Source organism: Alteribacter keqinensis (genome assembly GCF_003710255.1).
Classification (GTDB): Bacteria; Bacillota; Bacilli; order Bacillales; family Salisediminibacteriaceae; genus Alteribacter; species Alteribacter keqinensis.
Window position 1 is genome coordinate 2087012 of record NZ_RHIB01000001.1, and the last position, 26347, is coordinate 2113358.

Below are 26347 nucleotides of genomic sequence, written 5' to 3' on the forward strand. Positions count from 1 at the left end.
CTGAAATGAAAAGGCTGTTTTCATATACATTGTTGCTGCACGCACTTTCTTTAGAGTACAGATAATGAAGATGCAGCATGCGTACCCTTCGCTTTCCGCGGTGGTGCAGTAAAAGCAACAATTCTTACGAAAACAGCCAATGTAAAAGAGGTGCCGGCAGACTTTCTGCCGGACACCTCTTATTTTTGTAATTGCGTCCTGTTACGCTCTTACTTCCACCCGTTCATCAAGCTCAAAGAACGTATGAAGAGATTCTACTGCTTTAACCATATACTTCTCTTCTATTACTGTAGATACTTTTATTTCGGAGGTAGACACCATTTCAACCGGTACTTCCTCTTTGGCAAGAACACGGAACATATCTGCTGCGACACCGGGATTTGAAATCATGCCTGAGCCCACAATGGATACTTTGGACAGCTGATCCACGTGGCGCACCTTTTGATATTGAAGTTTTGATTGAATAGTCTCCAGAACTTCGAGGGTTTCTTTTAATGCCTGTGTATGAATGGAGAAGGACACATTTACTTTCTGGTCCTCCGTAACCTGCTGAATAATAACATCTACATTAATACCTGACTCTGCAAGAGAGGTAAACAGGCTTGAAAGTGTATCCACCCTGTTTGGCATTCTTTCTACGGTGACCTTCGTCACAGCACTTTCAAATGCAAGGCCGCGTACGACTAAATTTTGTTCCATTGATGCTTCCTCCTCTACAACGGTTCCTTCCTGATCGATCATACTTGATCTTACAATCAGGGGAATTGAATAGTTTTTTGCAAACTCCACAGCTCTTGGGTGAAGAACCCCGGCCCCAAGGTTGGCCAGTTCGAGCATTTCATCGTATGAAATGCTTTGCAGCTGCCGGGCTTTCTTTACTACCCGGGGATCGGATGTGTATACGCCGGTAACATCTGTAAAGATTGAACAGCTCTCAGCTTTAAGAGCAGCCGCCAGGGCAACTGCCGTTGTATCTGAACCACCGCGGCCGAGTGTTGTAATTTCCCCTTCAGGTGTCATTCCCTGAAACCCGGCAACGATAACGACTTTTCCTTCTTTTAAATGACGTTCTAAATTCTCTGTTTTAATATCCGTAATCCGGGCGTTCTGGTGAACATCCTCTGTCCGGATTCCTGCCTGCCACCCTGTCAGGGATACAGCATCAATTCCCATTTCCTTAAGGGCCATAACCATTAGGGAAATCGTGACTTGTTCCCCCGTACTCATGAGCATGTCAAGTTCCCTTTTGTCAGGCTCTTCACTAAGCTGGTAGGCTAAGTCAACCAGGGCGTCTGTAGATTTCCCCATGGCTGACACAACAGTTACAACTTCGTGTCCTTCATCTTTCGCCCGTTTAACTTTTTCTGCAGCCCGCTTAATCTTAGCTGCATCTCCTACTGAAGTGCCTCCGAATTTCTGAACCAGTGTGGCCAATCAAAACGCCTCCTCCAATGAATTACCAGTGCATGGCTAGGTCAATACAAAAAGGTATAAAAAAGCAGCAGGAGGATCACAATCCCACTGCCGCATCGACTAAAATAATACACGTGTCGTCCGGTGAGATAGTTCTCCACACAACCTTCGTTGCATGACAGCTCTGTACTTATTCAGCACAGCTCCAGTGAAAAAGCATTTGAGTTGCTTTTTGCACTTCGGCGACCGTTCCTTTCCAGCTGTTTCACAGGGGCTCAACCCCCTCGGCAACTGTACTCTTCACGTCCGCTCCTCTACCAATCACTCTTTTGTTTGTATTTTGATGTTTACGAGTGTAACAGACATTTTCGTATTTGACAATGTAAAAATCTATTTTTCTTTTTCCGCCTCTAACTTTTCCTTCAGCTTTTCTGCCACAGCAGCGGGCACCCCTGCTCCACGGATTTCATCAACAGAGGCTTCTTTCAGACGCTTTACTGAACCAAAGTGCTTCAGCAGCGCCTTTTTTCTTTTTTCTCCAATGCCTTCTATGTCGTCAAGAATGGAGGTGAACATCGTCTTCTTTCTTACATTCCGGTGAAATGAAATCGCAAACCGGTGCACTTCATCCTGAATTCGCTGAAGAAGGTAAAATTCCTGACTCGTCTTTTTTAACGGCACCACCCGGGGCGGGTCACCAATCATAAGCTGGGAGGTCCGGTGTTTTTCATCTTTTACCAGTCCGCAGACAGGGATTGCCAGTCCCAGTTCATCCTCCAGTACCCCCTGGGCTGCAGAAATCTGTCCTTTTCCCCCGTCAATAACAATGAGATCAGGAAGGGGCTGCTCGTCTTTTAACAGACGGAAATACCTTCGCCTTACAACTTCACGCATGGAATCATAATCGTCCGGACCTTCCACTGATCTGATTTTATATTTACGGTAGCTTTTTTTATCCGGCTTTCCATCCAGAAACGAGACCATGGCCGAGACGGGATCAACCCCTTGAATATTTGAATTGTCAAAGGCTTCGATCCGGTGGGGCGTATCAATGTGGAGGGCTTTTCCCAGTTCCTCAACCGCCACGATCGTCTTCTTTTCATCTCGGTCGATGAGATCAAACTTCTCTTTCAGTGCGATGGACGCATTTTTCACAGCCAGCTTTACAAGCTCTTTTTTCTGCCCTTTTTTCGGCTTTAGCGCCTTCACGTCAAGAAACTCGCTTACCAGGGCTTCGTCTGCTTCTTCGGGCAGAAAAATCTCTTTGGGCTTTTTGTGCTGATCATCATCGTAGAACTGTCCAATAAATGTGTAAAAATCATCTTCCGGGTCCTGATACATGGGAAACATGGAAACATCGCGTTCAATCAGTTTCCCCTGACGCACAAAGAAGACCTGGATACACATCCAGCCTTTATCGTAAGCAAAGCCAAAGACATCACGGTCGACAAGATCCGTAAGTGCCATCTTCTGTTTTTCCATCACAGCCTCAATGTGCTGCACCTGATCACGAAGCTCTTTTGCACGTTCAAAATTCAGCTCTTCCGATGCTTCGTGCATTTTTTTGAATAGCTCGTCTTTGATTTCTTTATGGCCGCCATTCAGGAAACGGACAACCTGACTGACGATCTCTTTATTTTTCTCCTGACTAACCTCAAACTCACACGGGGCCATACACTGTCCAATGTGATAATACAAGCACACACGGTCAGGGAGAGTTCGGCACTTTCTGAGAGGATAAATGCGGTCGAGAAGTTTTTTTGTCTCGTTTGCAGCAAAAGCATTAGGGTAAGGACCGAAATACTTTGCCCCGTCTTTTTTCACCTTCCGTGTCGTTATCAGACGAGGGTGCTCCTCGTTTGTGACTTTCAAATAAGGGTAGTGCTTGTCATCTTTTAAAAGAACGTTGTATCTTGGTTCGTACTTTTTTATTAAGTTCTGCTCCAGAACAAGGGCTTCCACGTTTGAAGAGGTAACAATGTATTCAAAGTCCCTGATCTCACTCACAAGCCTCTGTGTTTTCATGTCGTGGGAACCTGAAAAGTAGGAGCGGACACGGTTTCTCAGTACTTTTGCTTTTCCGACATATATGATCGTTCCGTGTTTGTTTTTCATCAAATAACATCCGGGCTGGGCTGGAACGAGGGAGATTTTTTCTTTTAACGATTCCACGGCCGTGATCACACCCTTCAAATGTATGTTCGTATCTTTTACTATAGCACAGGGTTGAAACAGGAAAAAGGAAGAGATGTCGCAGTCTCAGGCACCCGTATTCAACCAAAGATTATTAAGACCGCGTTTATAGAACAAAAGCGCAAGCGTCTTAGTGACGAGCGATAAAGAAAACTTGGCTTTCGCCATGATGACGAAAGCCTTAGTTGCCCTTATGCTTTATTACAGATTGAAGCCGCTCTTTGGCTTAAGCTGATGGAATGAAATGACCTCGAACTCGCAGGCGCTGGAGCTGGAAGCGGAGGAGATTCATCATAAAGTAATCCACATATAGAAAGTTTAAACAATAAAAAAAAGCCGCCCGGTAACGGACAGCTTTCCCTTTACTGTTGCTTATGCGTGTTTGTTAAGAAGTTCAACAAGGGCTTCTTTCGGCTGGAAACCGACTACCTGATCCACTACTTCACCGTCTTTGAATACGAGTAAAGTCGGGATGCTCATAACGCCATATTTGCTTGCTGTTTCCTGGTTTTCGTCAACATCAAGCTTTACGATTTGTGCTTTGTCGCTCATTTCAGCGTCAAGTTCTTCAAGAACCGGAGCGATCATCTTACAAGGCCCGCACCACGGTGCCCAGAAGTCTGCTAATACTAAGCCTTGACTTGTTTCCTGACCAAAATTGCTATCTGTTACGTTTTTAATTGCCATTTTAAAAAACTCCTCCTCAACAGGACTATGATTTCTCCTGTTTAGTATATCATTTTTTCAATAAATGTTGCGAATGAACTGCTTTCTTCCATAAAACCATAGGAATTGTGACCATCCAGCTTTACGGATAATAGTATTTTAACGAATTCAGTAGACCGTTACAATGAATATGCTCAATCCAGTGCGGTAAGCTTCTCCACAGCCGGCTGGTACCCTTTTTCAGCACTGATTTTCAGTGCGATATAGGACAGCCACACACCATAAATAAACTTCGAAGAAATGTCGGCGATTGTATAAAGCAGATGCCTTGTCACTACGCCGTTGGGTGTAAACGAAAGTGCCGGCATCAGGTACGCAAATAAGTAAATGGTCCACGCTGCGACCTGGAAGTAAAACAGTCCTTTGACGAGCTTTTCAATGTGGGCCGGCACCTTTTGGCGATCCACAAAGTACACCCGGTAGAGAACGACCAAAAGAGGAACATAGGCAATGGAACCGAGTATGAACCACAGCCAGTATAAAAACGGGTTCGTCACCTCATACATCTGACCGATATAGCCTGTCAGCACCATCACTGCACTTGCTGTGACAAAAATCAGGGTATTTCTCATAAACGATTTTCCTTTGATCCCGAATACAAACATAGGCTGCGTCAAAAGAAGAGGAAGGGTGATAAACCAGTTAAAATAGCGAAAGCCATTTGAAAATGTCTGCTCCATTACATAAGCAGATCCCTGCCATGTGAAGGCATCATTCCATGATGAAAACTGCCTGAAAAGGTTCAGTGCTGCGGCTGCCATAATAAAGCATGACATAATCGTCGCCGTCCTGAGGCGGGGATGGATATCTTTTTGGGCGAAGGCAAAATAAACGAGGCCCGCCGCATGGGCTACGAACCCGAGAGTAAGAACGTGGGCAACAATATCATGCTGCATCGTCGAGTAATTAAAAAGGTTTTCATAATTAATTCCGGGGTGGTTTTGCAACGACATCGGCTGAATCTCCTTCAGTACGGCATTTTCCATAGTTTGCTAAATAAGGAGATGGTTTATGTAAAAGGACCGGGATTTCTTTTATTTTTTACAAGGGGAAGTTGGATTTGTGTTAAGGATGGAGGGGCGAATATTAATTATTGGTGGATTTGTGTTAAGAATTCCCCCCTGAATATTAAGAATTCCAGTCTCCCTCCAAATTTATATGGAAAAAACACATCCTCACCCTCAACTACGTCCTCCTCATAAAAAAAAGAACCCTGCCTGAGCGGCAAGGTCCTTCTCACATAAATCACTTACGATTTAACCAAAACGTTCTTAAACTCTTCCGTCAGCTTTGGAACGACGTCAAACAGGTCTCCGACAATTCCATAATCGGCAATGTTGAAGATCTCTGCTTCGGGATCTTTGTTGATTGCAACGATGACTTTAGAGTTGGACATACCCGCTACGTGCTGGATCGCACCGGAAATACCCACTGCAATGTAAAGATCCGGTGTTACGACCTTACCAGTCTGGCCGATTTGAAGGGCATAATCACAGTATTCAGCGTCACATGCACCACGGGAAGCACCGACTGCTGCACCGAGTACATTTGCCAGTTCATCAAGGAGCGTAAAGTTTTCAGAACCTTTCATACCGCGTCCGCCGGCTACGATCACACTTGCTTCAGAGAGATCCACACCGGAAGCTGTATTTTTAACCACATCTTTAATGATCGTACGCAAGTCTTTAATATCTACGTCAAGGGATGCAACATCACCAGAACGGGACTCGTCTTTTTCAAGCGCCGGGATGTTGTTCGGACGTACCGTTGCAAACACAATCCCTTCAGCCACTACTTTCTTCTCAAAAGCTTTACCTGAATAGATCGGGCGTGTGAAGATGAATTCTTCACCAGCTGTTTCTACACCTGTTGCATCAGATACCAGACCTGAGTTCAGGCGTGCTGCAAGTTTCGGTGCAAGGTCCCGGCCGATTGCTGTATGTCCCAGCACAATCCCTTCAGGACTTTCCTGATCAATAACTGCCTGAAGTGCCTGACTGTATCCGTCCGGCGTGTATCCGGCCAATTTGTCGCTATCAACGACAACAACACGGTCAGCACCGTATGCGATCAGTTCATTGCCTAAACTGCTTACATTCTCGCCTAAAAGAACACCTACTACTTCACCGCCTGCTGAAATTTCCTTTGCAGCGGCAACTGCTTCAAACGATACGTTACGAAATTCTCCGTCGCGGATTTCTCCTACTGCCAATACTTTTTTCGTCATCGTGTAATCCTCCTCTGTTTATATCACTTTAGCTTCGTTTTTAAGTAATGAAACCAGCTCTTTTACCTGATCGTCCACTTCACCTTCAAGAACTTTTCCTGCTTGTTTCTCAGGCGGAAGGTAGCGGTCTACTGTTTTTGTTTTGCCGGCAACATCGTCCTCATCAAGGTCGAAATCATCAGCTTCAAGTGTTTCAAGAGGCTTCTTTTTCGCTTTCATAATGCCTGGCAGGGATGGATAGCGGGGCTCGTTTAACCCTTGCTGCGCAGTAACCAGTACAGGAAGGCTTACTTCCACAATTTCCTGGTCACCCTCTACATCACGCTCAATCGTTGCTTTACCGTCAGCAATGTCGATCTTTACGATGGATGTTACGTGAACGATTCCAAGCTTTTCAGCCAGGCGCGGTCCTACCTGCCCGGAACCACCGTCAACCGCGATGTTTCCGCCTAAAATGATGTCCACATCTTTGTCTTCGAAGTAAGCAGCAAGAAGAGCCTGCGTAGTGTAAGGATCTTGGTTTTCCACTTCTTCGTTATCAATCAGTACCGCTTTATCAGCACCCATGGCAAGTCCGGTACGAAGCTGTTTCTCTGCTTCTTCCTCACCGACTGTAACAAGTGTTACTTCCCCGCCGTGCTCGTCACGGAGTTGAATCGCCTCTTCAATTGCATACTCATCGTATGGGTTAATGATAAACTCGGCACCGTCTTCTACGATCTCTCCGTTTGAGATCTGGATTTTTTCCTCAGTGTCAAACGTACGCTTTAAAATGACATAAATATTCATTCTGTTCCCTCCCAGATTATCAGTTCTGTTTATTGGCTTTGAACGGTTTCATAAATTGCTGCTATTCTTTTAAAGATAAAGCTCTGTGCCCGCTGTTAACGGTCGTTAAATACTGGTTTCCGCTTATTTAAAAATGCATCGATTCCTTCTTTGGCGTCTTCGGTTTGAGAAACATCACCAAAGCGCTTCGCTTCCTGACTTGCACCATCTGCTTCTGAATGACCAGCCAGTCGGATCAGTTCCAGCGCATAACGGACAGCAACAGCACCTTTTGAAGCGATTTTGGCAGCCAGTGCTTTCGTTTCTTCAAGGACGGATTCGTCGTCAAATGAAGCATCGGCAAGCCCGAGAGCTACTGCTTCTTTACCCGTTACAGGATCGGAAGTAAGAAGCATCTGTGTAGCTTTTGATTTCCCCACAAGTTTTGGCAGGCGTTGCGTACCCGCAAATCCAGGAACCAGTCCGAGCTGAAGCTCCGGAAGTCCAAGCTTGGCATTGTCCCCGACAAAACGGATGTGGCAGGCCATGGCCAGTTCAAGACCTCCGCCCAGTGCTGCTCCATGAATAGAAGCAATGATCGGCTTTGGATAGGCTTCCATTTTGTCAAAGACCCGCTGACCACGTTCAGCCATTTCCTGAAACGCTCCCCCGCTGTCAACTGTTGTAAACTCCTTAATATCAGCTCCGGCTGCAAAAAAGCGGCCTTCACCATGAACGACGATGACCTTCACTTCTTCATCGTGTTCAAGCTTATCAAGCACGTCATCCAGCTCCAGAAAGATCGGCTGAGAAAGTGCGTTGGCCGGTGGATGCTGGAGAGTGATGTACCCGATTTTATTTTCCTTGGATACTGCAAGATATTGATAGTCGCTCAAATCGATCCACTCCTTTCGATCTCAACTAACCTTATTCGACATTAAAACGCTTTCACCTTTGTTTATTAAGAAAACCTGCATAAAAAAATCAATCTTTTTTACGAGGTTTTCTACGAGTCTTACGCTTTCCGAAGTCCGGTCAGCAGCATTTGGTTAAGGGAATCCGCCAATGGTACAAGTTCATACTTGTGGTCTTTCATAACCCAGTTAGTCACAACTTCATCAATGGCTCCGAAAATAACCTGGCGCGCCATGCGACGATCGAGGTCAGGAGAGAAAAAGCCTTTTTCCATTCCTTCTGCCAGAATGGAATCGATCAATCCCAAGTACCCTTTAAGCACTTCGTTAATACGGGATCTGAGAGCAAGATTTGACTGCCTCAATTCCAGCTGAGTTACAATGGCCAGGTCGTAATCGGCCTCCAGTTGTTTCAGGTGCATCTCAATGAGAAGCTTCAGCTTCTGTTCAACAGATGTTTCACTGGCAAGACGCTCCTTACTCCTTATGACAAAGCTTCCCATCTTCTCTTCAAAAAGAGAAATCAGGATATCTTCTTTGTTTTTAAAATAAAGATAAATCGTTCCATCGGCGACCCCTGCTTCACGGGCGATTTTTGACACTTGTGAATGGTGATAACCGTTTTCTGCAATGACCTTTACTGCAGCGTCAATAATCTGTTCAAACTTCTGTCCTTTTTTCTTCGCCATTTCTTCACTTCCTCAGCCAATCCTCTAAAAATGAATGACCATTCATTCACTTTATGTTTATTCTAGATCAATCCCATCCGTGTGTCAAATGGAAAGTTCAGATTTTTCTTTATGCAAATAGAAACGCATTCCCCTATACTATTCCTAATCAGCCGGGGAATCAACTTTACTTTCAGGAATCTGGTTGCAGTTAAGATACTCGGGAGTAGAAAAACAAAAAGGGACCGTGAAGGCCCCTCTTTTTAGTGCCTATTTCCCTTGAACCTGGGGTTCTTTTTCCTGTTCACGTTTTCTCTTTTCCTCATCCACGAGTGCCCGTCTCAGCACTTTTCCAACCATTGTCTTCGGCAGTTCGTTTCTGAATTCAAACTGCTTCGGTGATTTATAGGCTGACAGGTTCTTACGGCAGTATTCATTCAGCTCTTTTTCCGAAAGCTCCATGCCTTCTTTTAAGACCACAAATGCCTTTACCGTCTCTCCCCGATATGGATCAGGAACGCCAATGACTACCGCTTCTTTGATGGCTTCGTGTTCGTACAACACTTCTTCCACCTCTCTCGGATAAATGTTAAATCCGCCTGCGATAATCATATCTTTTTTTCGGTCAACGATATAGAAGTAGCCTTCTTCATCCATATATCCCATGTCTCCGGTTAACAGCCAGCCATCCTGGAAAACAGCTTTCGTTTCTTCAGGGCGGTTCCAGTATCCTTTCATCACTTGAGGACCCCGGACAATCAATTCACCAATTTCCCCGGCTTCGGCCTGTTCGCCCGTTTCTCCGTTAATGACTGCGGCATCTGTATCAGGCCAGGGCAGACCAATGCTTCCGCTCGGCCGTTTTCCCCACATCAGGTTAAAGTGTGTCACAGGTGAAGCTTCCGTCAGACCAAAGCCTTCACTGAGCTTGCCTCCTGTAAGCTTCTCAAACCGCTGCTGGACTTCCACCGGCAGTGGAGCAGATCCACTGATACACACTTCCACTGAAGACAGATCATACTTGTTTACGTCAGGGTCGTTAATCAGACCGATATACATCGTCGGCGCACCCGGGAAGATTGAGACACGCTGCTTCTGAATGGCCTTAAGGATCTGCGTTGTATTAAAACGCGGCATAATCACCATTTTCGAGCGGTCCATAATGGAAAAGTTCATTCCGACTGTCATACCGTACACGTGGAAAAACGGCAGGGCACAAAGGATAACTTCATTTCCATGATCAATCTTGTGCATCCATCTTAAAGCCTGGGTTGTATTTGCAACCAGGTTATGATGGGTCAGCATTACACCTTTGGCTACTCCGGTTGTTCCACCTGTATATTGCAACAGTGCCAGATCTTCTTTTGGATTAACTGAAACCTCAGTTTCCACAGGTTCATTCTCTTTAAGAACCCGGGTGAATGGATGTGTTTTTTCATTGTACGTTATATCAACCTTAATTCCTGTGTTCTTCTTCTGTATAAATGGATAAATCAGGTTTTTAGGAAACGGGAGATAGTCTTTAATTCCCGTAACAATCACGTGTTCAAGCTTCGTTTTTTTCAGCACATTGGCTACCCTGGGGTACACCAGATCAAGACAGATCATGACTTTGGCACCTGAGTCGATCATCTGATGCTCAAGCTCCCGTTCAACATAAAGCGGATTGGTCTGTACCACAACAGCCCCGGTTAAAAGGGTTCCGTAATAGGAGATGACAGACTGCGGTGTGTTGGCAAGCATGATGGCCACGCGGTCTCCCTTTTTAACACCAAGTCCCCGAAGTCCGCTGGCAAAACGCAGCGCGCTGTCATACACCTCAGCAAACGTCATTTCTGTCCCCATAAAATGAAGTGCACTTTTATCCGGTGTTTCTCTTGCAGCATCTGCGAGGTAAGATTGGAGCGGCTTTTCTTCGTATTCAATCTTTACTGGAATTTCATCAGGATAATGAGTTAACCATGGTCTTGCAAGTCTTTCATCCATGAAAAGGCCTCCTTTAACTCTCACCTTCTAAAGAAAACACGTGCTGCACCATGGATGGATGATGCACAGCGTTCCTGTATTTCAAGCCTCACTGACGTTCCCCTTAGCCAGCTTAATATCAGAAGTACAGGATATGACAAATTTCCTCTCTACTCCCATTCTAATGAAACCGATTACAAAAGCAAAGTATTTTGTGAAAAATTTTCAAATTTTTATTCTTGTATAACAGTTTTGTATTTTCAGTTTTTGTTCGGTGTACGGGAATATCTGACTAAATCATTTTTATCCTGCACAATGCATTTATCCTGAAAAAACCTCGGTTCAACATCACCAATCTATAACAAAACCCGCTCACCGAGAGGTGAGCGGGAATCTTTATTTGTCCGATGCTGCCTGTTTTGCTCTTTCTTCTTCCACAAGCACCCGGCGCAGAATTTTTCCGATCATCGTTTTCGGCAGTTCATCCCTGAACTCCACGAGTCGCGGGACTTTATATGCTGCCAAATGTTTGCGGCAGTACTCTTCAAGTTCTTCTTCTGTCAAAGATTTGCCGCTTTTCAGGACGATAAAGACCTTCACCGTTTCCCCCCGGTAAGGGTCCGGAACCCCGATCGCACAGGCTTCCTGAATGGCAGGGTGTTCGTAAAGCACTTCTTCGATTTCGCGGGGGTAAATATTGAACCCTCCTGCGATAATCATGTCTTTTTTCCGGTCAACAATATAAAAGTACCCTTCTTCATCCATATAACCCATATCTCCGCTCAGGAACCAGTCATCCTTGAACGTCGCCTGGGTGGCTTCAGGGTTATTCCAGTAACCCCGCATAACCTGTGGTCCGCGAATGATGATTTCCCCAATCTCATTCGCTTCAGCCAGCTCTCCTGTCTCAGCGGAAAGAACCGCCACATCTGTATCCGGCCAAGGTATGCCGATGCTGCCTGTTTTCCGATTTCCCCAAATCAGATTCGCAACAGCAACGGGTGATGTCTCAGTAAGACCATACCCTTCTACCAGACTTCCTTTTGTTACTTTTTCAAAATTGTTCTGAACCTCAATCGGCAGTGGTGCCGATCCGCTCATACAGGCTTTGATGGAGCTCAAGTCATGTTTTTCAATATCGGGATGATTTAATAATCCGATATACATGGTCGGCGCACCGGGGTAAATGGTCGCTTTGTGTTTTTCGATCGCTTTAAGAATGTCCTTCGGTTCGAACTTTGGCATAATCACCATTTTAAAGCCCATACGAATAGCCAGATTCATCACCGTTGTCATACCGTAAACATGGAAGAACGGCAGTGCTGCAATAACAACTTCCTCACCCGGTTTCATTTTGTACATCCAGTGCTTACACTGAAGGGTGTTTACAACAAGGTTGTAGTGTGTGAGCATAACCCCTTTGGCAGGGCCTGTGGTGCCTCCTGTATACTGGAGAAGAGCCAGGTCCTCTTTTGCATCCACAGTCAGCTCAATTTCTTTTGCCTCACCGTTTTTGATTACCTTTTCAAAAGAGTGGAGATGGTCATTGTACTGGAGGTCTACCTTGATTCCAGTTCGTTTCTTCTGGATAAACGGATAGATAAGGTTCTTAGGAAATGGCAGGTAATCCTTAATTCCTGTAACAATAATGTGCTCAAGACTCGTCTTATCCTTGACATTTGCCACCTTCGGATAAACGAGGTCGAGACAAATCATCACTTTCGAGCCTGAGTCATTCATCTGATGCTCAATTTCCCGTTCCACATAAAGAGGATTGGTCTGGACAACAATCGCCCCTGCGAACAGTGCACCATAATAGGAAATCACAGACTGCGGTGTGTTGGCTAGCATGATAGCCACGCGGTCACCCTGCTTTACCCCCATACCCCTGAGCTGGTTTGCGAGCTTAAGAGCCGCATCGTACACCTGGGAATACGTCATTTCTGTCCCCATAAAATCCAGAGCAGTCTTCTCAGGAAACGTCTGTGCGGATTCTTTCAAATAGCTTTGCAATGTCCGGACTTCGTAGTCTATCGACTTCGGAATTTCGTCGGGATAATGCTGGAACCAAGGTTTTTGCGTTAATGTTTCCATTCTCTTTCCTCCCTTTTACTTATTAGAACTCAATTAAAAAGCTGCGCTTTTTAACCGGTGACTAATAGTGACCTCTCCTTTCTAAAGGATTCCGATTACGGATGCGGGATGGAAACGGAGTGGCGATCACACTCCTCTTCTCACCTGGACATTCTCCTCTCTTAGTCTCATTTTAATGAAAACGCATTCAATTTAAAAGGGATTTGTTTGAATTTTTTAAATTTTTCTTCTCATTTTGTCCTAGTTCTTTTCTCCCTCATACGGAATTGGCCGTTATTGTATGTATATGTGCAAAAAATACAAAAAGACGATCAGATTATGACACTATCGTCTTCTTTGACAGTTATGGTGATGCTATTTGCATTTTCTCTTTAGTGAGCATAAATATAAAAGAAGCCCGCGCCCAAAACTTTCAACAGGGGAGCCGACTCCTAGAGTTGATGGGAGCAATTGAAAAAATCCATTTTCTAGAAATAGCTCTATTATAAATAGATGGAGATTTGCGCTCATTGCACCTTCTGCGGGCGGCTCGATCCTCAGCGCTGTGCGCTTCCGGGGTCTCCCCGGAACTCGCTTTCCCCGCACGAGTGCCGCGCATTAGCTCCAATCAACGCTTTTTAAAAAACATTGTCCTTTAACACAACATAAGTACTTTTTAGAAGCGGTTGTGGAAGTGTGTTACCTATTTTATGCGGCAACAGAGCCCTAAAGTGGTAACGTTATGGTGATTGATTTTCAGTACCCTCTTGACGCTCTATCGCAAGATTCTATTGTATTTCCGCTTCCTCAGTCTTTTCATAATATGCAACAACCTTTGCCAAAACAGACGCCATGCTAATCTTTTCACACCATGATTCATGAAAAAGGCATGAATTTGTTGGGAAGGTTATCTTTTTCCACTGATTCTTCAACACATTGTGTGGAGTTGACCGGAATACGCGAGACTCCTGCGGAAGTGCGAGACAGACGAGACTCCACAGGGGCAAAGCCCCCAGGAGGCACGGCACGAGTCCGCGGAAAAGGAGCATATTACGCTCAACGAAAATGCTGTAATATAAGAAAGGGTTTTAGCACCTGTGTACTAATTCTTTTTCAAAGTATCCTTAATTCTGAATACAACCCTATTTTCCTATATAAATAGATATACAATTCCGGCAATAATAAACCCGGCGCATAAAACCGCCAGTATTTTCCATAATGTTTCCATTTCTTTCGTTCACCTGCTTTTTGAAATTACGAGCGAATGCTGGCTCCTATGACGTACGATAATGCAATGGATAAAATCAATGAGATAAGACCGACTGCACGATTTCCGTTTTTCAGTTCTGCATCAACCTTAAACTTTGGGGTAAGAAACTCAAAAATGAAGTAAACAAACAATAAGAGAACAAAACCGTAAACTCCCCAGGCCAGCATCGTAAAGACCGTATCGTTGGCTTCGACTGAGTAGCGGAACACATTAGCCACACCGAAAATCTTACCTCCTGTTGCCATCGCAACAGCGACGTTTCCATTTTGAATCTCATCCCATGTTTTATAACGGGTTACCATTTCAAACACAGCCAGAAAAACCACAATTGCCATTACAACCACACTGTAGATACCTGCTGTGTAAAGGAAATCATGTTCAAATAACGTTTCCATATCAGCCTTCTCCTTACTTAAACTGAACGACCGTTACACCGGAGCCGCCCTCATTCATGCCGCCCATCCGTGTTTGTGAAACATTTCTGTGCCGCTTCAGTTTTTCCTGAACTCCTTTTCTGAGAGCGCCTGTTCCTTTACCGTGAATAATGGATACTTGGTTATAACCTGCAAGCATGGCATCATCGAGGTATTTATCTACCATGAGCATGGCATCTTCATAGCGCTCACCACGTAAATCCAGTTCCGTTTTCACGTGGGCATCTTTTCCCCTGACAGCTGCAAGCGGGGATTTCGTTTCCTGCTTCGGTCGTGACATATACTGAAGGTCGCCCGTTTTCACCTTCATTTTCATCATGCCAAGCTGAACGTAAAACTCCTTGTCACTTACTTTTTCCACAATATGACCTTTCTGATCGAAGCTGATCACTTTAACTTCATCACCCGGCATAAGCTTGTCTGCATTGGCAGCCTGCTTGTTCTGTTTAGGCTGCTTTTTGGTTTTTGACTTCAGCTCAGGAGAAGCTTCGTCCAGCATCTTTTTCGCTTCAATGAGTTCATGGTCTTTAATTGCAGGGTTGGATTTCTGCACTTCCCGGAGATATTCGATAATATCATTTGCTTCCTGCTTCGCTTTTCGAACCGCTTCCTTCGCCTTCTCCTCTGCTTCTTCCATTGCACGCTCTTTGTCACGCTCAAAGCGTTCATACTCCTGCTCCAGTTCCCGGTGGAGCTTCTCGGCATCTTTACGGTACTGATCTGCACGCTCAAGCTCGCTTTCGGCCTCTTTGCGGCTTTCATCAAGTGAGGCGATCATCTTTTCAATCTTATTTGTGTCCGCCCCGATCTGGCTTTGGGCTTCTTCGATAATATCATCCCGGAGGCCGAGACGGCGGCTGATGGCAAAAGCGTTACTCCGACCGGGCACACCGATCATCAGTCTGTAGGTGGGACGAAGAGTCTCCACATCAAACTCAACACTCGCATTCATAACACCGTTCCGGTTGTAGGCATAGCCTTTCAGTTCACTGTAGTGGGTGGTCGCTGCCACCTTGGCACCAACCTTGTACACATAATCAAGGATCGAAATGGCAAGGGCTGCACCTTCTGTGGGATCAGTCCCTGCCCCAAGCTCATCAAAGAGGACGAGACTTTCATGATCAAGTTTATCAAGAATGTCTACGATATTTACCATGTGGGAGGAGAACGTACTCAGACTTTGTTCTATCGACTGCTCATCACCGATGTCTGCAAATATCTGCTGAAACACCGCAGCTTCAGAACCCTCTTCACACGGGACATGAAGACCTGACTGGGCCATCAGTGTCAATAGACCGATCGTTTTTAAGGTCACGGTTTTACCACCTGTATTCGGGCCGGTTATGACAAGCGATTGAAACGAATTGCCGAGTTCAACATCAATAGGGACGATCTCTTCTTTCGGAATTAACGGGTGACGTGCTTTTTTAAAATCCAGCCTTCCGTCACCATTCAGTTCCGGCTGGCTCGCCTTGATCTCACGGCTGTAATAGGATTTTGCAAAAAGAAAATCCACTTCTTCCATTGTATCAACGACTGTCTGGAGGTTTTCTCCCTCTTCACTCACCTCCGCTGTGAGCTCGTGGAGAATCCGTTCAATTTCCTGACGCTCTTTTACCCTTGCTTCACGGAGCTGGTTATTAATTGCAACAACGGCATCCGGTTCAATAAACAGCGTAGCACCCGAAGAGGACTGGTCATGAACAAGACCGCCAAACTGCCCCCGGTATTCCTGCTTTACAGGAATCACATAACGGTCATTCCTGATCGTAATGATGGCATCTGAGAGCATTTTCCGCTTTGAAGATGACCGTGTCATTGACTCAAGCTTGGACCGGACGCTCGATTCATGGCTTCTGATCTGCTGGCGGATCGAACGAAGCTGTGGACTCGCTGAATCGAGCACTTCTCCATTATCATCAATCGACTGTTTAATCGAACGCTCCAAACCTGTCAGAGGAACAATGTCTCCGGCCAGTGCAGGGAGAATGGAAAGTTCAATTTCATCCTCGAGACACTGTTCAATAAAGCTTTTAAAGCGTCGGCTCCCGTAAATCGTAGAAGCAATGTCTAAAAGCTCCTGTTCATTTAACATGCCGCTGATGGCTGCCCGCTTAATAGAAGCACGGATATCCCTGATCCCCCCAAGGGGGGCCTGTCCTTTCAGACGGAGAACCTTTGCTCCTTCAAATGTGGCATTCTGGGCGTATTGCACTTTCTCAAGGTCTGTGTCGGGCATAAGTCTTTCAATGCGCTTTTTTCCAAGACTCGAGCTTGCGTGCTGCATAAGCTGTTTTTTCATTTTGTCATATTCTAAAACGCGGCAAACCCTTTCCATAAAAGGGAACACCTCCTGTATATCTATCTGTTTTTATTTACATAGGCGATGAGAGTTTCAGCATCCCACGTATTTACAACGTTCTCTTTTTTCAGCCATCCGCGGCGGGCTGCTTTTACCCCTACTGGCATATGGTCCAGCATGTCGATTCTGTGCGCATCCGTATTAATCGCCACTTTGGCTCCGGCTTCCTGTGCTTTTTTCAAATGCTCAGAGGTAAGATCAAGGCGGTTTGGATTCGCGTTAAGCTCAAGAATTGTTTCTGTTTCTTTTGCCAGGTCAATCAGTCTGTCAATATCCACAGGATATCCGTCCCGGCGGCCGATCAGTCGTCCTGTCGGATGGGCAATCATTGCCACATGCGGATTTCTGAGCGCTGTTTCAAGCCTCTTCATAATCGTATCTTCTTTCTGGTTAAACCCAGAGTGGATCGATGCAATGACAAAATCAATATCCTTTAAGATGTCATCGTCATAATCAAGAGTCCCATCAGGCAGGATATCCATCTCGATCCCCGTAAAAATTGTAAAGTCACTGAATTCCTCATTGAGTTTACGAACTTCTTCATGCTGACGTTTCAAACGCTCAACTGAAAGGCCGTTCGCCACCCGGAGAAACTTCGAGTGATCCGTAATGGCCATATGGGTGTATCCCCGCTCCCGGTTCGCTTCCACCATTTCGCGAATGGACTGGGCACCGTCACTCCACGTGGTGTGCATATGAAGATCAGAACGGATATCACCCTGCTCTACAAGGGTCAGGTCAGCTTCCTTTGTTTCAAGCTCGTCATATCCCTCCCGGACCTCAGGGGGAATATAAGGCAGTCCGAAATGGGCAAAAAAGGCAGGCTCATCTGTAAAAGTAGTAACCTCTCCCGACTCCGCCGACTCGACGCCGTACTCGCTGATCTTCTCTTTGTTCTCTTTTGCCCGCTGGCGCATGAGAACGTTGTGATCCTTCGATCCGGTAAAATGATGAAGAGTGGTAGCAAATGCTTCATCTCTTACCATTCTGAAGTCGACAGGAACGATGAGGTTTTCTTCAAATTCAAGTTCAAGGCTTATTTTCGTTTCACCCTGGCCGACAATCTGTTTAATGTTATCCATAAGGCCGATCTGCTCTGACACCTGGTCCGGTTTGTCAGTAGAAATAATAAAATCAAGATCCTTTACTGTCTCACGGCCCCGGCGGAAACTTCCGGCCAGTTCAAACCGGTTAATATCCGAAAACTCATTCAGCCGTCTTGTCACTTCCTCTGCCACCGGCATCACAAGAGACAATGGGAGCCTGTCCGGCCGTTTTCCGAAGTCGTCGAGTGCCGCAAGGATTTTCTCTTCGGTCTTGGCGCCGAAGCCGGCAAGTGCTTGTACTTTCTTTTCCTCACACGCTTTTCTGAGCGTTGCAGCATCCTCCACCCCGAGCTCCTGGTACAGTTTGGCGATCTTTTTTCCGCCCATGCTTGGTAAAGCAAGGAGGGTAATTAATCCGGACGGAATCTCTTCTTTCAGTTCATTTAAAAAGGAGGATTCTCCTTTTTCCATCAGCTCTTCAATAATTGAAGCCGTCCCTTTCCCGATTCCTTTCAGTTTGGACGGGTCACCAATTTCCTCAATCGTACCTTCATCACGCTCCAGTGCCTGGGCTGCTTTACGGTAGGCAGACACACGGAAGGCATTTTCGCCTTTTATTTCTAAATAAACCGCTATTTGTTCAAGGGTTTTGATAATATCTTTTTTATTCATCTCAGACATGAACATTCACCTCTATCTAATAGGTAACTAACCTCTTTCATCATATCCAACTTGCGGCCCTGACCGCAACAGGCGTGTTTGCATTAATTATGGAGGCTTCTAAAACAGGATCTAAAAACCGGACAATTAATAGGGCGGTTTGTCCATGTTTTTTCTATACCTCTAATCGGGGTTCTAAGCTATGTTGAACGATATACGCTCCCTTTCCGCGAACTCGCGCCGAGCCTCCCCGGTGAGGTGCCGGGTCTCGCGTGTCTCGTGCTTCCGCAGGAGTGTCGCGTATTCCGTTCACCTCCGCAAAATTCATTGTAAAAACCAAACCCAGCCGAAACGACCATATGTCCGATTTTATACGCTTTTATGGTGATACGCTTCTAACCTAGCTGGTATAGAATTGCTCTTTCAGGCTATCCCAAACAAAAAGAAAGACTCCCTTTATGAGAATAAGGAAGTCTCTCCAAAAGCAACATCCAGCCATAGCTCCTTCAGCTGATTTGAAATGATCGGTGTATACTCAAAAATCAGCTGCGCCAGCGAGGAATTGGCAATTAACTGTTGAATGAACTCTACTTGGATTAACGCACCGAGATGAACAAGGATGACGGCGATCAGGAGCCCTTCCAAAAAGCCCAGAATCCCCCCGAGCCAGCCGTTAATCGTATGCAGGATTGGAAGGTGCGCAAGAAAATCAAACATAGATCCGAGAATCTGCATAAGGATCTTTGTTACAAAGAACAAAATAGCAAAGGCAATTCCGTTGTAATAGACTTCCTCGATAGAGAAAGCATTAACAAGCAGAGACGATCCGCTTTCTGACCCGAGCGTCGGGAACGGAATCCATAAACGTATGTATGACGCTAATTCCTGATAGTACAAATAGGCAACAATAAAAGCAACAACAAATCCAACTAAATGGACGAGTTGAAGAATAAGGCCTCTCCGGAAACCTACAAGAAAGCTCCCAATGAGAATAATAAATAAAAATAAAGTGAGCATGTTTTCTATTCCCCATCTTTCTCCTGATTGTTGTGTTTCTCCTTGAGCTTTACAAGCTCATCTCCTATGTTTAATGCTGCCAGTACGGCAAGCTTACCCGTATCCAAATAAGGGTTTTTCCCTTTTATTTCTTTCATTTTATCATTCACAAGGCCTGCAACTTCCTTTACGTGATCGGGACTTTCCTGTCCGACAATGGTGTACTGCTGGCCATATATTGTAACGATTGTGCGACTTTTGCCCGTCCCTTCTCCCACCGATAAGCCTCCATTCGTCATAATTATCCTAAACTCTATCATAACATGTTGAATCCTGATTGAAAATATTTCATATTAATATGGTGACGTTTACGGCTGATTTGACTATACTCGTACATAGCCGATGAATTGAGGAGGACACTATGAGCCACGAAGTACTGAAAGTATCAACCAGTCAGCTGGGGAAAATGAAAGAGCATTACAAATCCTTACTTAAACCAAACACTCCGCAAAATGCAGCCTTTGCTGCAAAGGTAGGAAGCTGTACAATCACCGCCTACAATTCAGGGAAAGTACTGTTTCAGGGAGGTGCTGCGTCAGCAGAGGCATCCCGTTGGAAAAGTTCAGGAAGCACAGCTTCAAAGCCAGCCAAAGCCGCAACCGGGAAAAAATCAGTAGACGAACACGACTACTCACCCCCTTCACAACTTGTTACCCGTTCGCTTCTTGGAAGTGACGAGGCGGGAACTGGTGATTATTTCGGACCGATCACAGTCGCCTGTACCTATCTGACACCTGATCAGATGAAAGAAGTAGAACATATGGGAATCCGTGATTCAAAGACAATCAAGGACCCGGTCATTCGGGAGCTTGCACCTGAAATTATTAAACATTCGACATACAGCCTCCTTACCCTTTCGAACGCCAAATATAACGAGCTTCAGGCAAAAGGATACAATCAAGGACGCATGAAAGCGATGATGCACCATAAGGCAATAGAAAATGTATTGAGGAAATGCCGTGAGCAGGGGCTCGACCCAGAAGGCGTTTTTGTCGATCAGTTCTGCCAGCCAGGTGTTTATTTCAACTATCTTCGCCAGAGCAAGATGAGCTGGACGTCGGATAAACCGATTTATTTTGCCACTAAAGCCGAAAGTCTTCACGTAAGTGTAGCTGCGGCTTCGGTAATCGCACGCTATGCTTTTATCCGGGAAATGGACAACCTCGAATCAGAGCTCGGGCTTCCCGTTCCAAAGGGAGCAAGCGGAAAAGTGGATGCAGCAGCTGCTGCCGTAGTAAGGAAGTATGGACGGGAAAAGCTCCGTATGTGTACAAAACTGCATTTCGCCAATACGGGAAAAGCAGAGCGTCTGGTGTAAAAACCACAGAGCCACAGGATGTCGTTTTTTGACGAATTCTCTTTAAATCGTCTCGAACTCTGCATAAATGTTCAAGAGTTCTCCATAAAAGGCCCGAAGTATTGCATATATACTTCAAAGCTCTCCATAAACGCCCGAAAATTCTCCATATAAACTTTCCACAAAGAAACCCGGCCTCAATTGAGACCGGGTTTTCATATGTTTAGCTTCTTAAAGTTGCTCCTAGTTCAGCTTCGAGCTTCTCAATCACACGATTATGAACTTTACTCACATCTTCATCTGTAAGGGTGCGATCCGGGTCAAGGTACTTAAGAGAGAAGGCGAGAGATTTCTTGCCCGCCTCAAAATTGTCCCCTTCATACAAATCAAAGAGATTCACCTCTTTTAACAGTCTTCCTCCTTCTGAACGGATGACTGCTTCGAGCTTACCTGCAGAGATTTTTTCATCTACTACAAGTGCGATGTCACGAGTGATCGAAGGATAGCGCGGGATCGGTTCGTAACGGATGTCTCCTTTTGTCTTGTCGCAAAGACGGTCCATGTTCAGTTCAAATACATACACGTTTTTCAATGACCATTCTTTTGCTGTGGAAGGGTGAACCTGTGCGATAAAGCCGACATCTGTGCTGCCTGCACTGATACGGGCACCGCGGCCGGGATGCATACCGCTGATTTCAGTCTGTTCAAACGTCACGTCACCTTCTACGTCAAACTCCTCCATCAGACCTTCAACAAGACCTTTCACGACGAAAAAGTCGACAGGCTTTCTTTCCTGCTGCCACGGGTGTTCATGCCATGTTCCCATAAGCGCACCGGAGAGATAAAGCTTCTCATCAGGCTGCGTTGTCACTTCTGCTTCCACCGTGTGGAAAACAGATGACAGCTCATAAAGAGCCACATCGAGAATGTTGCGGTTTTTGTTATGACTCAATGCCTCAAGCAGGTGAGGAATCAATGTTGTGCGGAGGGTGCTTCGTTCCTCACTCATAGGAAGAGCCAGGCTCACATCGTGCTTGATCCAGTCTGGACGAAGAGCTGATTCTTTTTTCTCTGTTGTAAGAGCGTAAGTGATCGCTTCGCTTAGTCCCGCACTTTCCAGGTAGCGGCGGCTTTTCCGTTTCAATACCTGCTTTTGAGTCAGACCGCCCGGTGTTGTAACAGAGTCCGGCAGGGTTGTCGGGATGTTATCATATCCGTATAGACGGGCAATTTCTTCAAGAATGTCAACGTCGACCGTAATGTCCTGACGGCGGCTTGGGATCTGAACGTTGAATCCTTTTGCTGTTTTTGTAAATGAGAAACCGAGTCGGTGGAAGATTCCCTCTACCGTTTCGCCGGACAGATCCGTTCCGAGTTTACGGTTGATTCTGTCCAGTGAAATTTCTACTTTTGTCTCTGTATGATCCCGTCCGTCTACTTCTACCGGTCCTTCCAGAACGTCTCCCTCAGCAAGTTCTGCAATCAGTTGGGCTGCGCGGGCTCCTGCTTTTTTAACACGGGCAGGATCAACGCCTTTCTCATAGCGTGTGCTCGCATCACTGCGAAGTCCTGTATGCTTGGACGCCTGGCGGATGACAGATCCGCTAAAGACAGCTGCTTCCAGGAGGATATTAACGGTCCCCTTGTGGACTTCTGAATCGGCACCACCCATAACCCCTGCAAGAGCAACGGGCTTTTCACCATTTGTGATAACAAGGTGGTCACTTGTGAGTGTGCGTTCCTGGTCGTCAAGTGTTACCATCTGCTCTTCGTCACGGGCGCGGCGTACACGGATTACCTTTGAGCCGATCAGGTCGTAGTCAAAGGCGTGAAGCGGCTGTCCGTATTCGATAAGCACGTAGTTGGTCACATCTACCACGTTGTTAATCGGGCGGATGCCTGCTGACATCAGGCGTGTCTGCAGCCATAATGGGGATTCTTTGATTTTGACGTTTTTGATAATAGTTGCACCGTAGTATGGCGTATCTTCTTTATCGTCCACTTCCACGCTCACATAATCAGAGGCATCTTCACCGGCAGCGTGTACGTGAGGTGCTGGAAGCTTTGGTTCACGACCAAGAATGGCGCTTATTTCATACGCAACCCCGATCATACTCAGGCAGTCAGCACGGTTCGGTGTGAGGTCAAGTTCAAGTACAGTGTCGTTCAGGTTAAGTTGTTCGAGAGCGTCTGCTCCTGGTGTCACTTCGTTTGGGAAAACGAAGATTCCGGTTGAGTATGCTTTTGATACGAGCTTTGCTTCAATACCGAGTTCCTGGAGAGAACAGATCATCCCCTGGGAAACCTGACCCCGAAGCTTGGCTTTCTTTATTTTGAAATCACCCGGCAGACGTGCGCCTACTTTAGCTACAGCAACGTACTGACCTTTGCCTACGTTTTTAGCTCCGCATACAATTTGCACCGTCTCTTCTTCTCCAATATCAACCTGACAGACGTTCAGTTTGTCGGCGTCCGGGTGTTTTTCACATTCGAGGACGTGTCCGACAACAACGCCCTGGATGCCTTCACCCAGTTCGTGTAAAATATCAACTTCCACTCCGCTGCGGGTTAATTTCTCCGCGATATCAGCAGGTGTGTAATCATCTATGTGTAAATATTCTTTTAACCAATTGTATGAAACTAGCACAGAATCGTCCTCCTCTTATTTAAACTGTGATAAAAAGCGCATGTCGTTTGTGTAGAAATGACGGATGTCGTCAATGCCGTAGCGGAGCATGGCAAGACGCTCAACACCCATTCCGAATGCAAAGCCGGAGTATACTTCAGGATCAAAGCCGCCCATTCTCAGTACGTTCGGGTGAACCATTCCGGAACCGAGCACTTCAATCCATCCTGTTTGTTTGCATGTACGACATCCTTTGCCTTCACAAATGGCACATGAAATGTCCACTTCAGCAGACGGCTCTGTAAACGGGAAAAAGCTTGGGCGCAGACGTATTTTGCGGTCTTCACCGAAGTAATTTTTCGCAAACGTTTCAAGAACACCTTTTAAGTCACTCATGCGGATGTTTTTGTCTACCATCAAACCTTCAATCTGCATGAACTGGTGGGAGTGTGTCGCATCATCTTCGTCGCGGCGGTATACTTTACCCGGGCAGATGATTTTAACAGGTCCCTGACCTTCGTGCTTTTCCATTGTCCGTGTTTGAACGGGTGATGTCTGTGTACGGAGAAGCAGGTCAGATGTGATAAAGAAAGTATCCTGCATATCACGTGCCGGGTGATCTTTCGGCAGGTTCAATGATTCAAAGTTGTAGTAATCTGTTTCCACTTCCGGACCTTCGGCAACGGAAAAACCCATGCCGATAAATACGTCCTCCACTGTTTCTACAACGGAAGTAAGAGGGTGACGGGTTCCGCGGCGGACAGGGCGTCCCGGGAGTGTCACGTCAATCGATTCCTCTTTCAGCTTTTTGTCCAGTGCCTCTTTTTCCATACGGGCTTCTTTCTCTTCAATAGCTGAACTGATTGCATCCCGGACTTCGTTCGCTTTTGATCCGACTTTCGGGCGTTCCTCGACTGAGAGCTTGCCCATTCCCTTCAGGACTTCTGTGATTGGTCCTTTCTTTCCTAAGTAAGCAACACGAACGTCTTTTATGTCTTTCACTTCGGCTGCCTGTTCGACTTTTTGCAGAGCTTCTGCCTGCAGTTCTTCTAAGCGGTCGAGCATGTTCATTTCCTCCTTTATTTTGCTATCTTCATTTTTTTGACAAACAAAAAGAGCCTTCAATCCCCTGGAAAGGGACGAAGACTCGCGGTACCACCCTCATTAGTAAACTTACGCTTACTCACTCGATCGTTAACGGACAGGGTCCGGGCTGCCTTAATAAAGCGTTGTGCTTTACGTTCCGGTGCCAACTCCGGAGTGAATTCGGCTGGGTCTCGCATCAAAGTGCTTTCAGTCTGCGGCACTTTGTCCCTGAATGCTGACGGTCAGCGTACTACTCTCCATCACAGTTTTTAAAAGGCTGTAATTGTCTGGGGTTAATTATATCCTTTTTCCTTTTTTGTTGCAACGGCTCTGGGTATACATTCTAACCAGTTTTATGCTTTTTAAAATCATGTTACTAAATAAAAGGCTCTGTTAAACTCAGTGGTTGATTTCCGCTCATTGCAGCGGGGGCGCAGGTGAATGGAAGAATCCCTGCTTCTTCCTCTGCAGCTTATTCTTCCAAGCTTTCTGCGTCGAAACAACTCGGAGCTTATTCGTGATGTAAACGCTCATTGCTCCTCCAGGAGTGTCGCGCATTCGCTGCAATCAACCTATTTTATATAAAAGCAACAATGGTCTTTAACAAGCGAAACAAAACTGGATGCACCCCGATTCATGGAGGTGCCGTGACGCTCCGCTGTTTCTGTCTGGCTGCTTTAAACGACCTTGAGATGATACAGGAGGATCCCCGCTGCCACGCTTACGTTAAGGGATTCCGCCCCTCCGTATAAGGGGATGTAAAGATTGTGATCTGTTTGTGCAAGAAGTTCTTCGTCAATACCCTGACCTTCGTTTCCCAGAAGCAGGGCAAACTTCTGCTGGGGCTCGATAGCGGAATAGGTGCTTCCGTCAAAGGATGTGCCGAATACCGGTACACCGTTTTCTTTGCACAAGGCAATCGCTTCCTGCAGGTCCATCTTCTGAACAGGAATATGGAACAAAGACCCTTGAGTGGAGCGGATGACTTTACTGTTATAAGGGTCCGCTGTTCCTTCAGAGTAAACGATTCCCGTCACGCCGGCTGCGTGGGCAGTGCGGATAATTGTACCCATGTTCCCCGGGTCCTGTATACGGTCGAGAAAAAGAAACTGGCCGGTTTCAAGAGGAATGTTCACATTTTCCGGCAGTTCACATACAGCCGCAAAACCTTGAGGAGTTTCCGTTTCCGACAGCTCCTTCATGACACGTGCGGTAACTTCCACAGGCTTGACATCTGCTGCTTTCCATTCTTTCGGCATCTCCTCTCCTTCCCGAATGATGAGTTCCACAAATGGGAGGTTCGCTTTGAGTGCTTCTTCTATAAGATGACGTCCTTCAATGAAAAACAGGACCGATTTTTCACGGCCTCGCTTTGTATGAAGTTTTTTCCACGCTTTTATTTTTGGATTTTTAGGGGATTCAATTCGTTCCATTTTGGCTGCTCCTTTAACTTGCTGCGGTGTTAAGTAACGCACAGCTCTATGTTTTTTACATAATTCTTCTTTTTAATATCATACTATACCTGAGACTACATCCAAAATGCGAGGGATGTTTTTGTTTCAG

19 protein-coding genes, 1 riboswitch and 1 other annotated feature are annotated in these 26347 nt (G+C 45.9%); of the genes, 1 reads left to right on the forward strand and 18 read right to left on the reverse strand.

The genetic code is table 11. The features are described from left to right. Positions 1-201: 201 nt before the first annotated feature. The 15 genes from EBO34_RS10175 to zapA all read right to left on the reverse strand — a co-directional run bounded on the left by EBO34_RS10175 (position 202) and on the right by zapA (position 20014). The gene (locus EBO34_RS10175) at positions 202-1434 is read right to left on the reverse strand and encodes an aspartate kinase (RefSeq protein WP_122897878.1); all 1233 of its coding nucleotides are present in this window, start codon (positions 1432-1434) and stop codon (positions 202-204) included. Between the two features lie 121 nt (positions 1435-1555). Continuing rightward, positions 1556-1738, reverse strand: a riboswitch (Lysine riboswitch). Between the two features lie 65 nt (positions 1739-1803). After that, positions 1804-3585, reverse strand: coding sequence for an excinuclease ABC subunit UvrC (gene uvrC / locus EBO34_RS10180; RefSeq protein WP_122897880.1), 1782 nt, complete (start codon positions 3583-3585; stop codon positions 1804-1806). A gap of 393 nt (positions 3586-3978) precedes the next feature. Then, on the reverse strand, positions 3979-4293 hold the full coding sequence (trxA, locus tag EBO34_RS10185) for a thioredoxin (protein ID WP_122897882.1): 315 nt from the start codon (positions 4291-4293) through the stop codon (positions 3979-3981). A 173-nt stretch (positions 4294-4466) separates the two neighbouring features. Further along, positions 4467-5285, reverse strand: a complete 819-nt coding sequence (locus EBO34_RS10190; protein WP_183163806.1) for a bacteriorhodopsin — start codon at positions 5283-5285, stop codon at positions 4467-4469. A 296-nt stretch (positions 5286-5581) separates the two neighbouring features. Then, entirely contained in the window at positions 5582-6559 is a 978-nt protein-coding gene (locus EBO34_RS10195) for an electron transfer flavoprotein subunit alpha/FixB family protein (protein WP_122897886.1), read from the reverse strand. Positions 6560-6577: 18 nt separating this feature from the next. After that, on the reverse strand, positions 6578-7348 hold the full coding sequence (locus EBO34_RS10200; protein WP_122897889.1) for an electron transfer flavoprotein subunit beta/FixA family protein: 771 nt from the start codon (positions 7346-7348) through the stop codon (positions 6578-6580). A 95-nt stretch (positions 7349-7443) separates the two neighbouring features. Further along, a complete protein-coding gene (locus EBO34_RS10205) occupies positions 7444-8223 on the reverse strand; it encodes an enoyl-CoA hydratase (RefSeq protein WP_122897891.1) in 780 nt (259 codons plus the stop codon). A 119-nt stretch (positions 8224-8342) separates the two neighbouring features. Next, entirely contained in the window at positions 8343-8930 is a 588-nt protein-coding gene (gene fadR, locus EBO34_RS10210; protein ID WP_122897893.1) for a fatty acid metabolism transcriptional regulator FadR, read from the reverse strand. Between the two features lie 249 nt (positions 8931-9179). Continuing rightward, the gene (locus EBO34_RS10215; RefSeq protein WP_122897895.1) at positions 9180-10895 is read right to left on the reverse strand and encodes an AMP-binding protein; all 1716 of its coding nucleotides are present in this window, start codon (positions 10893-10895) and stop codon (positions 9180-9182) included. A gap of 375 nt (positions 10896-11270) precedes the next feature. Further along, a complete protein-coding gene (locus EBO34_RS10220; RefSeq protein WP_122897897.1) occupies positions 11271-12968 on the reverse strand; it encodes a long-chain-fatty-acid--CoA ligase in 1698 nt (565 codons plus the stop codon). Positions 12969-14201: 1233 nt separating this feature from the next. Continuing rightward, complete coding sequence (locus EBO34_RS10225; protein WP_122897899.1) at positions 14202-14612, reverse strand: DUF350 domain-containing protein; 411 nt, start codon at positions 14610-14612, stop codon at positions 14202-14204. Positions 14613-14625: 13 nt separating this feature from the next. Beyond that, the gene (locus tag EBO34_RS10230; RefSeq protein WP_122897901.1) at positions 14626-16989 is read right to left on the reverse strand and encodes an endonuclease MutS2; all 2364 of its coding nucleotides are present in this window, start codon (positions 16987-16989) and stop codon (positions 14626-14628) included. A gap of 23 nt (positions 16990-17012) precedes the next feature. Continuing rightward, positions 17013-18731 carry a DNA polymerase/3'-5' exonuclease PolX gene (polX, locus tag EBO34_RS10235; protein WP_122898681.1) on the reverse strand — a complete coding sequence of 573 codons (1719 nt, stop codon included), beginning with the start codon at positions 18729-18731 and terminating at the stop codon, positions 17013-17015. Between the two features lie 444 nt (positions 18732-19175). After that, positions 19176-19736, reverse strand: coding sequence for a CvpA family protein (locus EBO34_RS10240; RefSeq protein WP_122897903.1), 561 nt, complete (start codon positions 19734-19736; stop codon positions 19176-19178). Between the two features lie 5 nt (positions 19737-19741). Beyond that, a complete protein-coding gene (gene zapA, locus EBO34_RS10245; protein ID WP_236784832.1) occupies positions 19742-20014 on the reverse strand; it encodes a cell division protein ZapA in 273 nt (90 codons plus the stop codon). A gap of 122 nt (positions 20015-20136) precedes the next feature. Between zapA and rnhC the strand changes: the two genes are divergently transcribed. Further along, entirely contained in the window at positions 20137-21093 is a 957-nt protein-coding gene (gene rnhC, locus EBO34_RS10250) for a ribonuclease HIII (RefSeq protein ID WP_122897907.1), read from the forward strand. A 202-nt stretch (positions 21094-21295) separates the two neighbouring features. Here the strand turns inward: rnhC and pheT are convergent, their stop codons facing one another. From pheT to EBO34_RS10265, 3 genes are all read right to left on the reverse strand, one after another. Next, complete coding sequence (gene pheT, locus EBO34_RS10255) at positions 21296-23719, reverse strand: phenylalanine--tRNA ligase subunit beta (protein ID WP_122897909.1); 2424 nt, start codon at positions 23717-23719, stop codon at positions 21296-21298. A 15-nt stretch (positions 23720-23734) separates the two neighbouring features. After that, positions 23735-24763: a phenylalanine--tRNA ligase subunit alpha gene (gene pheS / locus EBO34_RS10260; RefSeq protein ID WP_122897911.1), complete on the reverse strand. Its 1029-nt coding sequence runs from the start codon at positions 24761-24763 to the stop codon at positions 23735-23737. Between the two features lie 67 nt (positions 24764-24830). After that, positions 24831-25057, reverse strand: a binding site (T-box leader). A 404-nt stretch (positions 25058-25461) separates the two neighbouring features. Then, entirely contained in the window at positions 25462-26217 is a 756-nt protein-coding gene (locus EBO34_RS10265) for a TrmH family RNA methyltransferase (protein ID WP_122897913.1), read from the reverse strand. Between the last annotated feature and the right edge of the window lie 130 nt (positions 26218-26347).

Coding starts and splice junctions, on each gene's coding strand:
- trxA (WP_122897882.1), bottom strand. CDS start 4,293: ATGGCAATTAAAAACGTAACAGATAGCAATTTTGGTCAGGAAACAAGT.
- EBO34_RS10190 (WP_183163806.1), bottom strand. CDS start 5,285: ATGTCGTTGCAAAACCACCCCGGAATTAATTATGAAAACCTTTTTAAT.
- EBO34_RS10195 (WP_122897886.1), bottom strand. CDS start 6,559: ATGACGAAAAAAGTATTGGCAGTAGGAGAAATCCGCGACGGAGAATTT.
- EBO34_RS10200 (WP_122897889.1), bottom strand. CDS start 7,348: ATGAATATTTATGTCATTTTAAAGCGTACGTTTGACACTGAGGAAAAA.
- fadR (WP_122897893.1), bottom strand. CDS start 8,930: ATGGCGAAGAAAAAAGGACAGAAGTTTGAACAGATTATTGACGCTGCA.
- EBO34_RS10215 (WP_122897895.1), bottom strand. CDS start 10,895: ATGGATGAAAGACTTGCAAGACCATGGTTAACTCATTATCCTGATGAA.
- EBO34_RS10220 (WP_122897897.1), bottom strand. CDS start 12,968: ATGGAAACATTAACGCAAAAACCTTGGTTCCAGCATTATCCCGACGAA.
- EBO34_RS10225 (WP_122897899.1), bottom strand. CDS start 14,612: ATGGAAACGTTATTTGAACATGATTTCCTTTACACAGCAGGTATCTAC.
- EBO34_RS10230 (WP_122897901.1), bottom strand. CDS start 16,989: ATGGAAAGGGTTTGCCGCGTTTTAGAATATGACAAAATGAAAAAACAG.
- polX (WP_122898681.1), bottom strand. CDS start 18,731: ATGAATAAAAAAGATATTATCAAAACCCTTGAACAAATAGCGGTTTAT.
- EBO34_RS10240 (WP_122897903.1), bottom strand. CDS start 19,736: ATGCTCACTTTATTTTTATTTATTATTCTCATTGGGAGCTTTCTTGTA.
- zapA (WP_236784832.1), bottom strand. CDS start 20,014: ATGACGAATGGAGGCTTATCGGTGGGAGAAGGGACGGGCAAAAGTCGC.
- rnhC (WP_122897907.1), top strand. CDS start 20,137: ATGAGCCACGAAGTACTGAAAGTATCAACCAGTCAGCTGGGGAAAATG.
- pheS (WP_122897911.1), bottom strand. CDS start 24,763: ATGCTCGACCGCTTAGAAGAACTGCAGGCAGAAGCTCTGCAAAAAGTC.
- EBO34_RS10265 (WP_122897913.1), bottom strand. CDS start 26,217: ATGGAACGAATTGAATCCCCTAAAAATCCAAAAATAAAAGCGTGGAAA.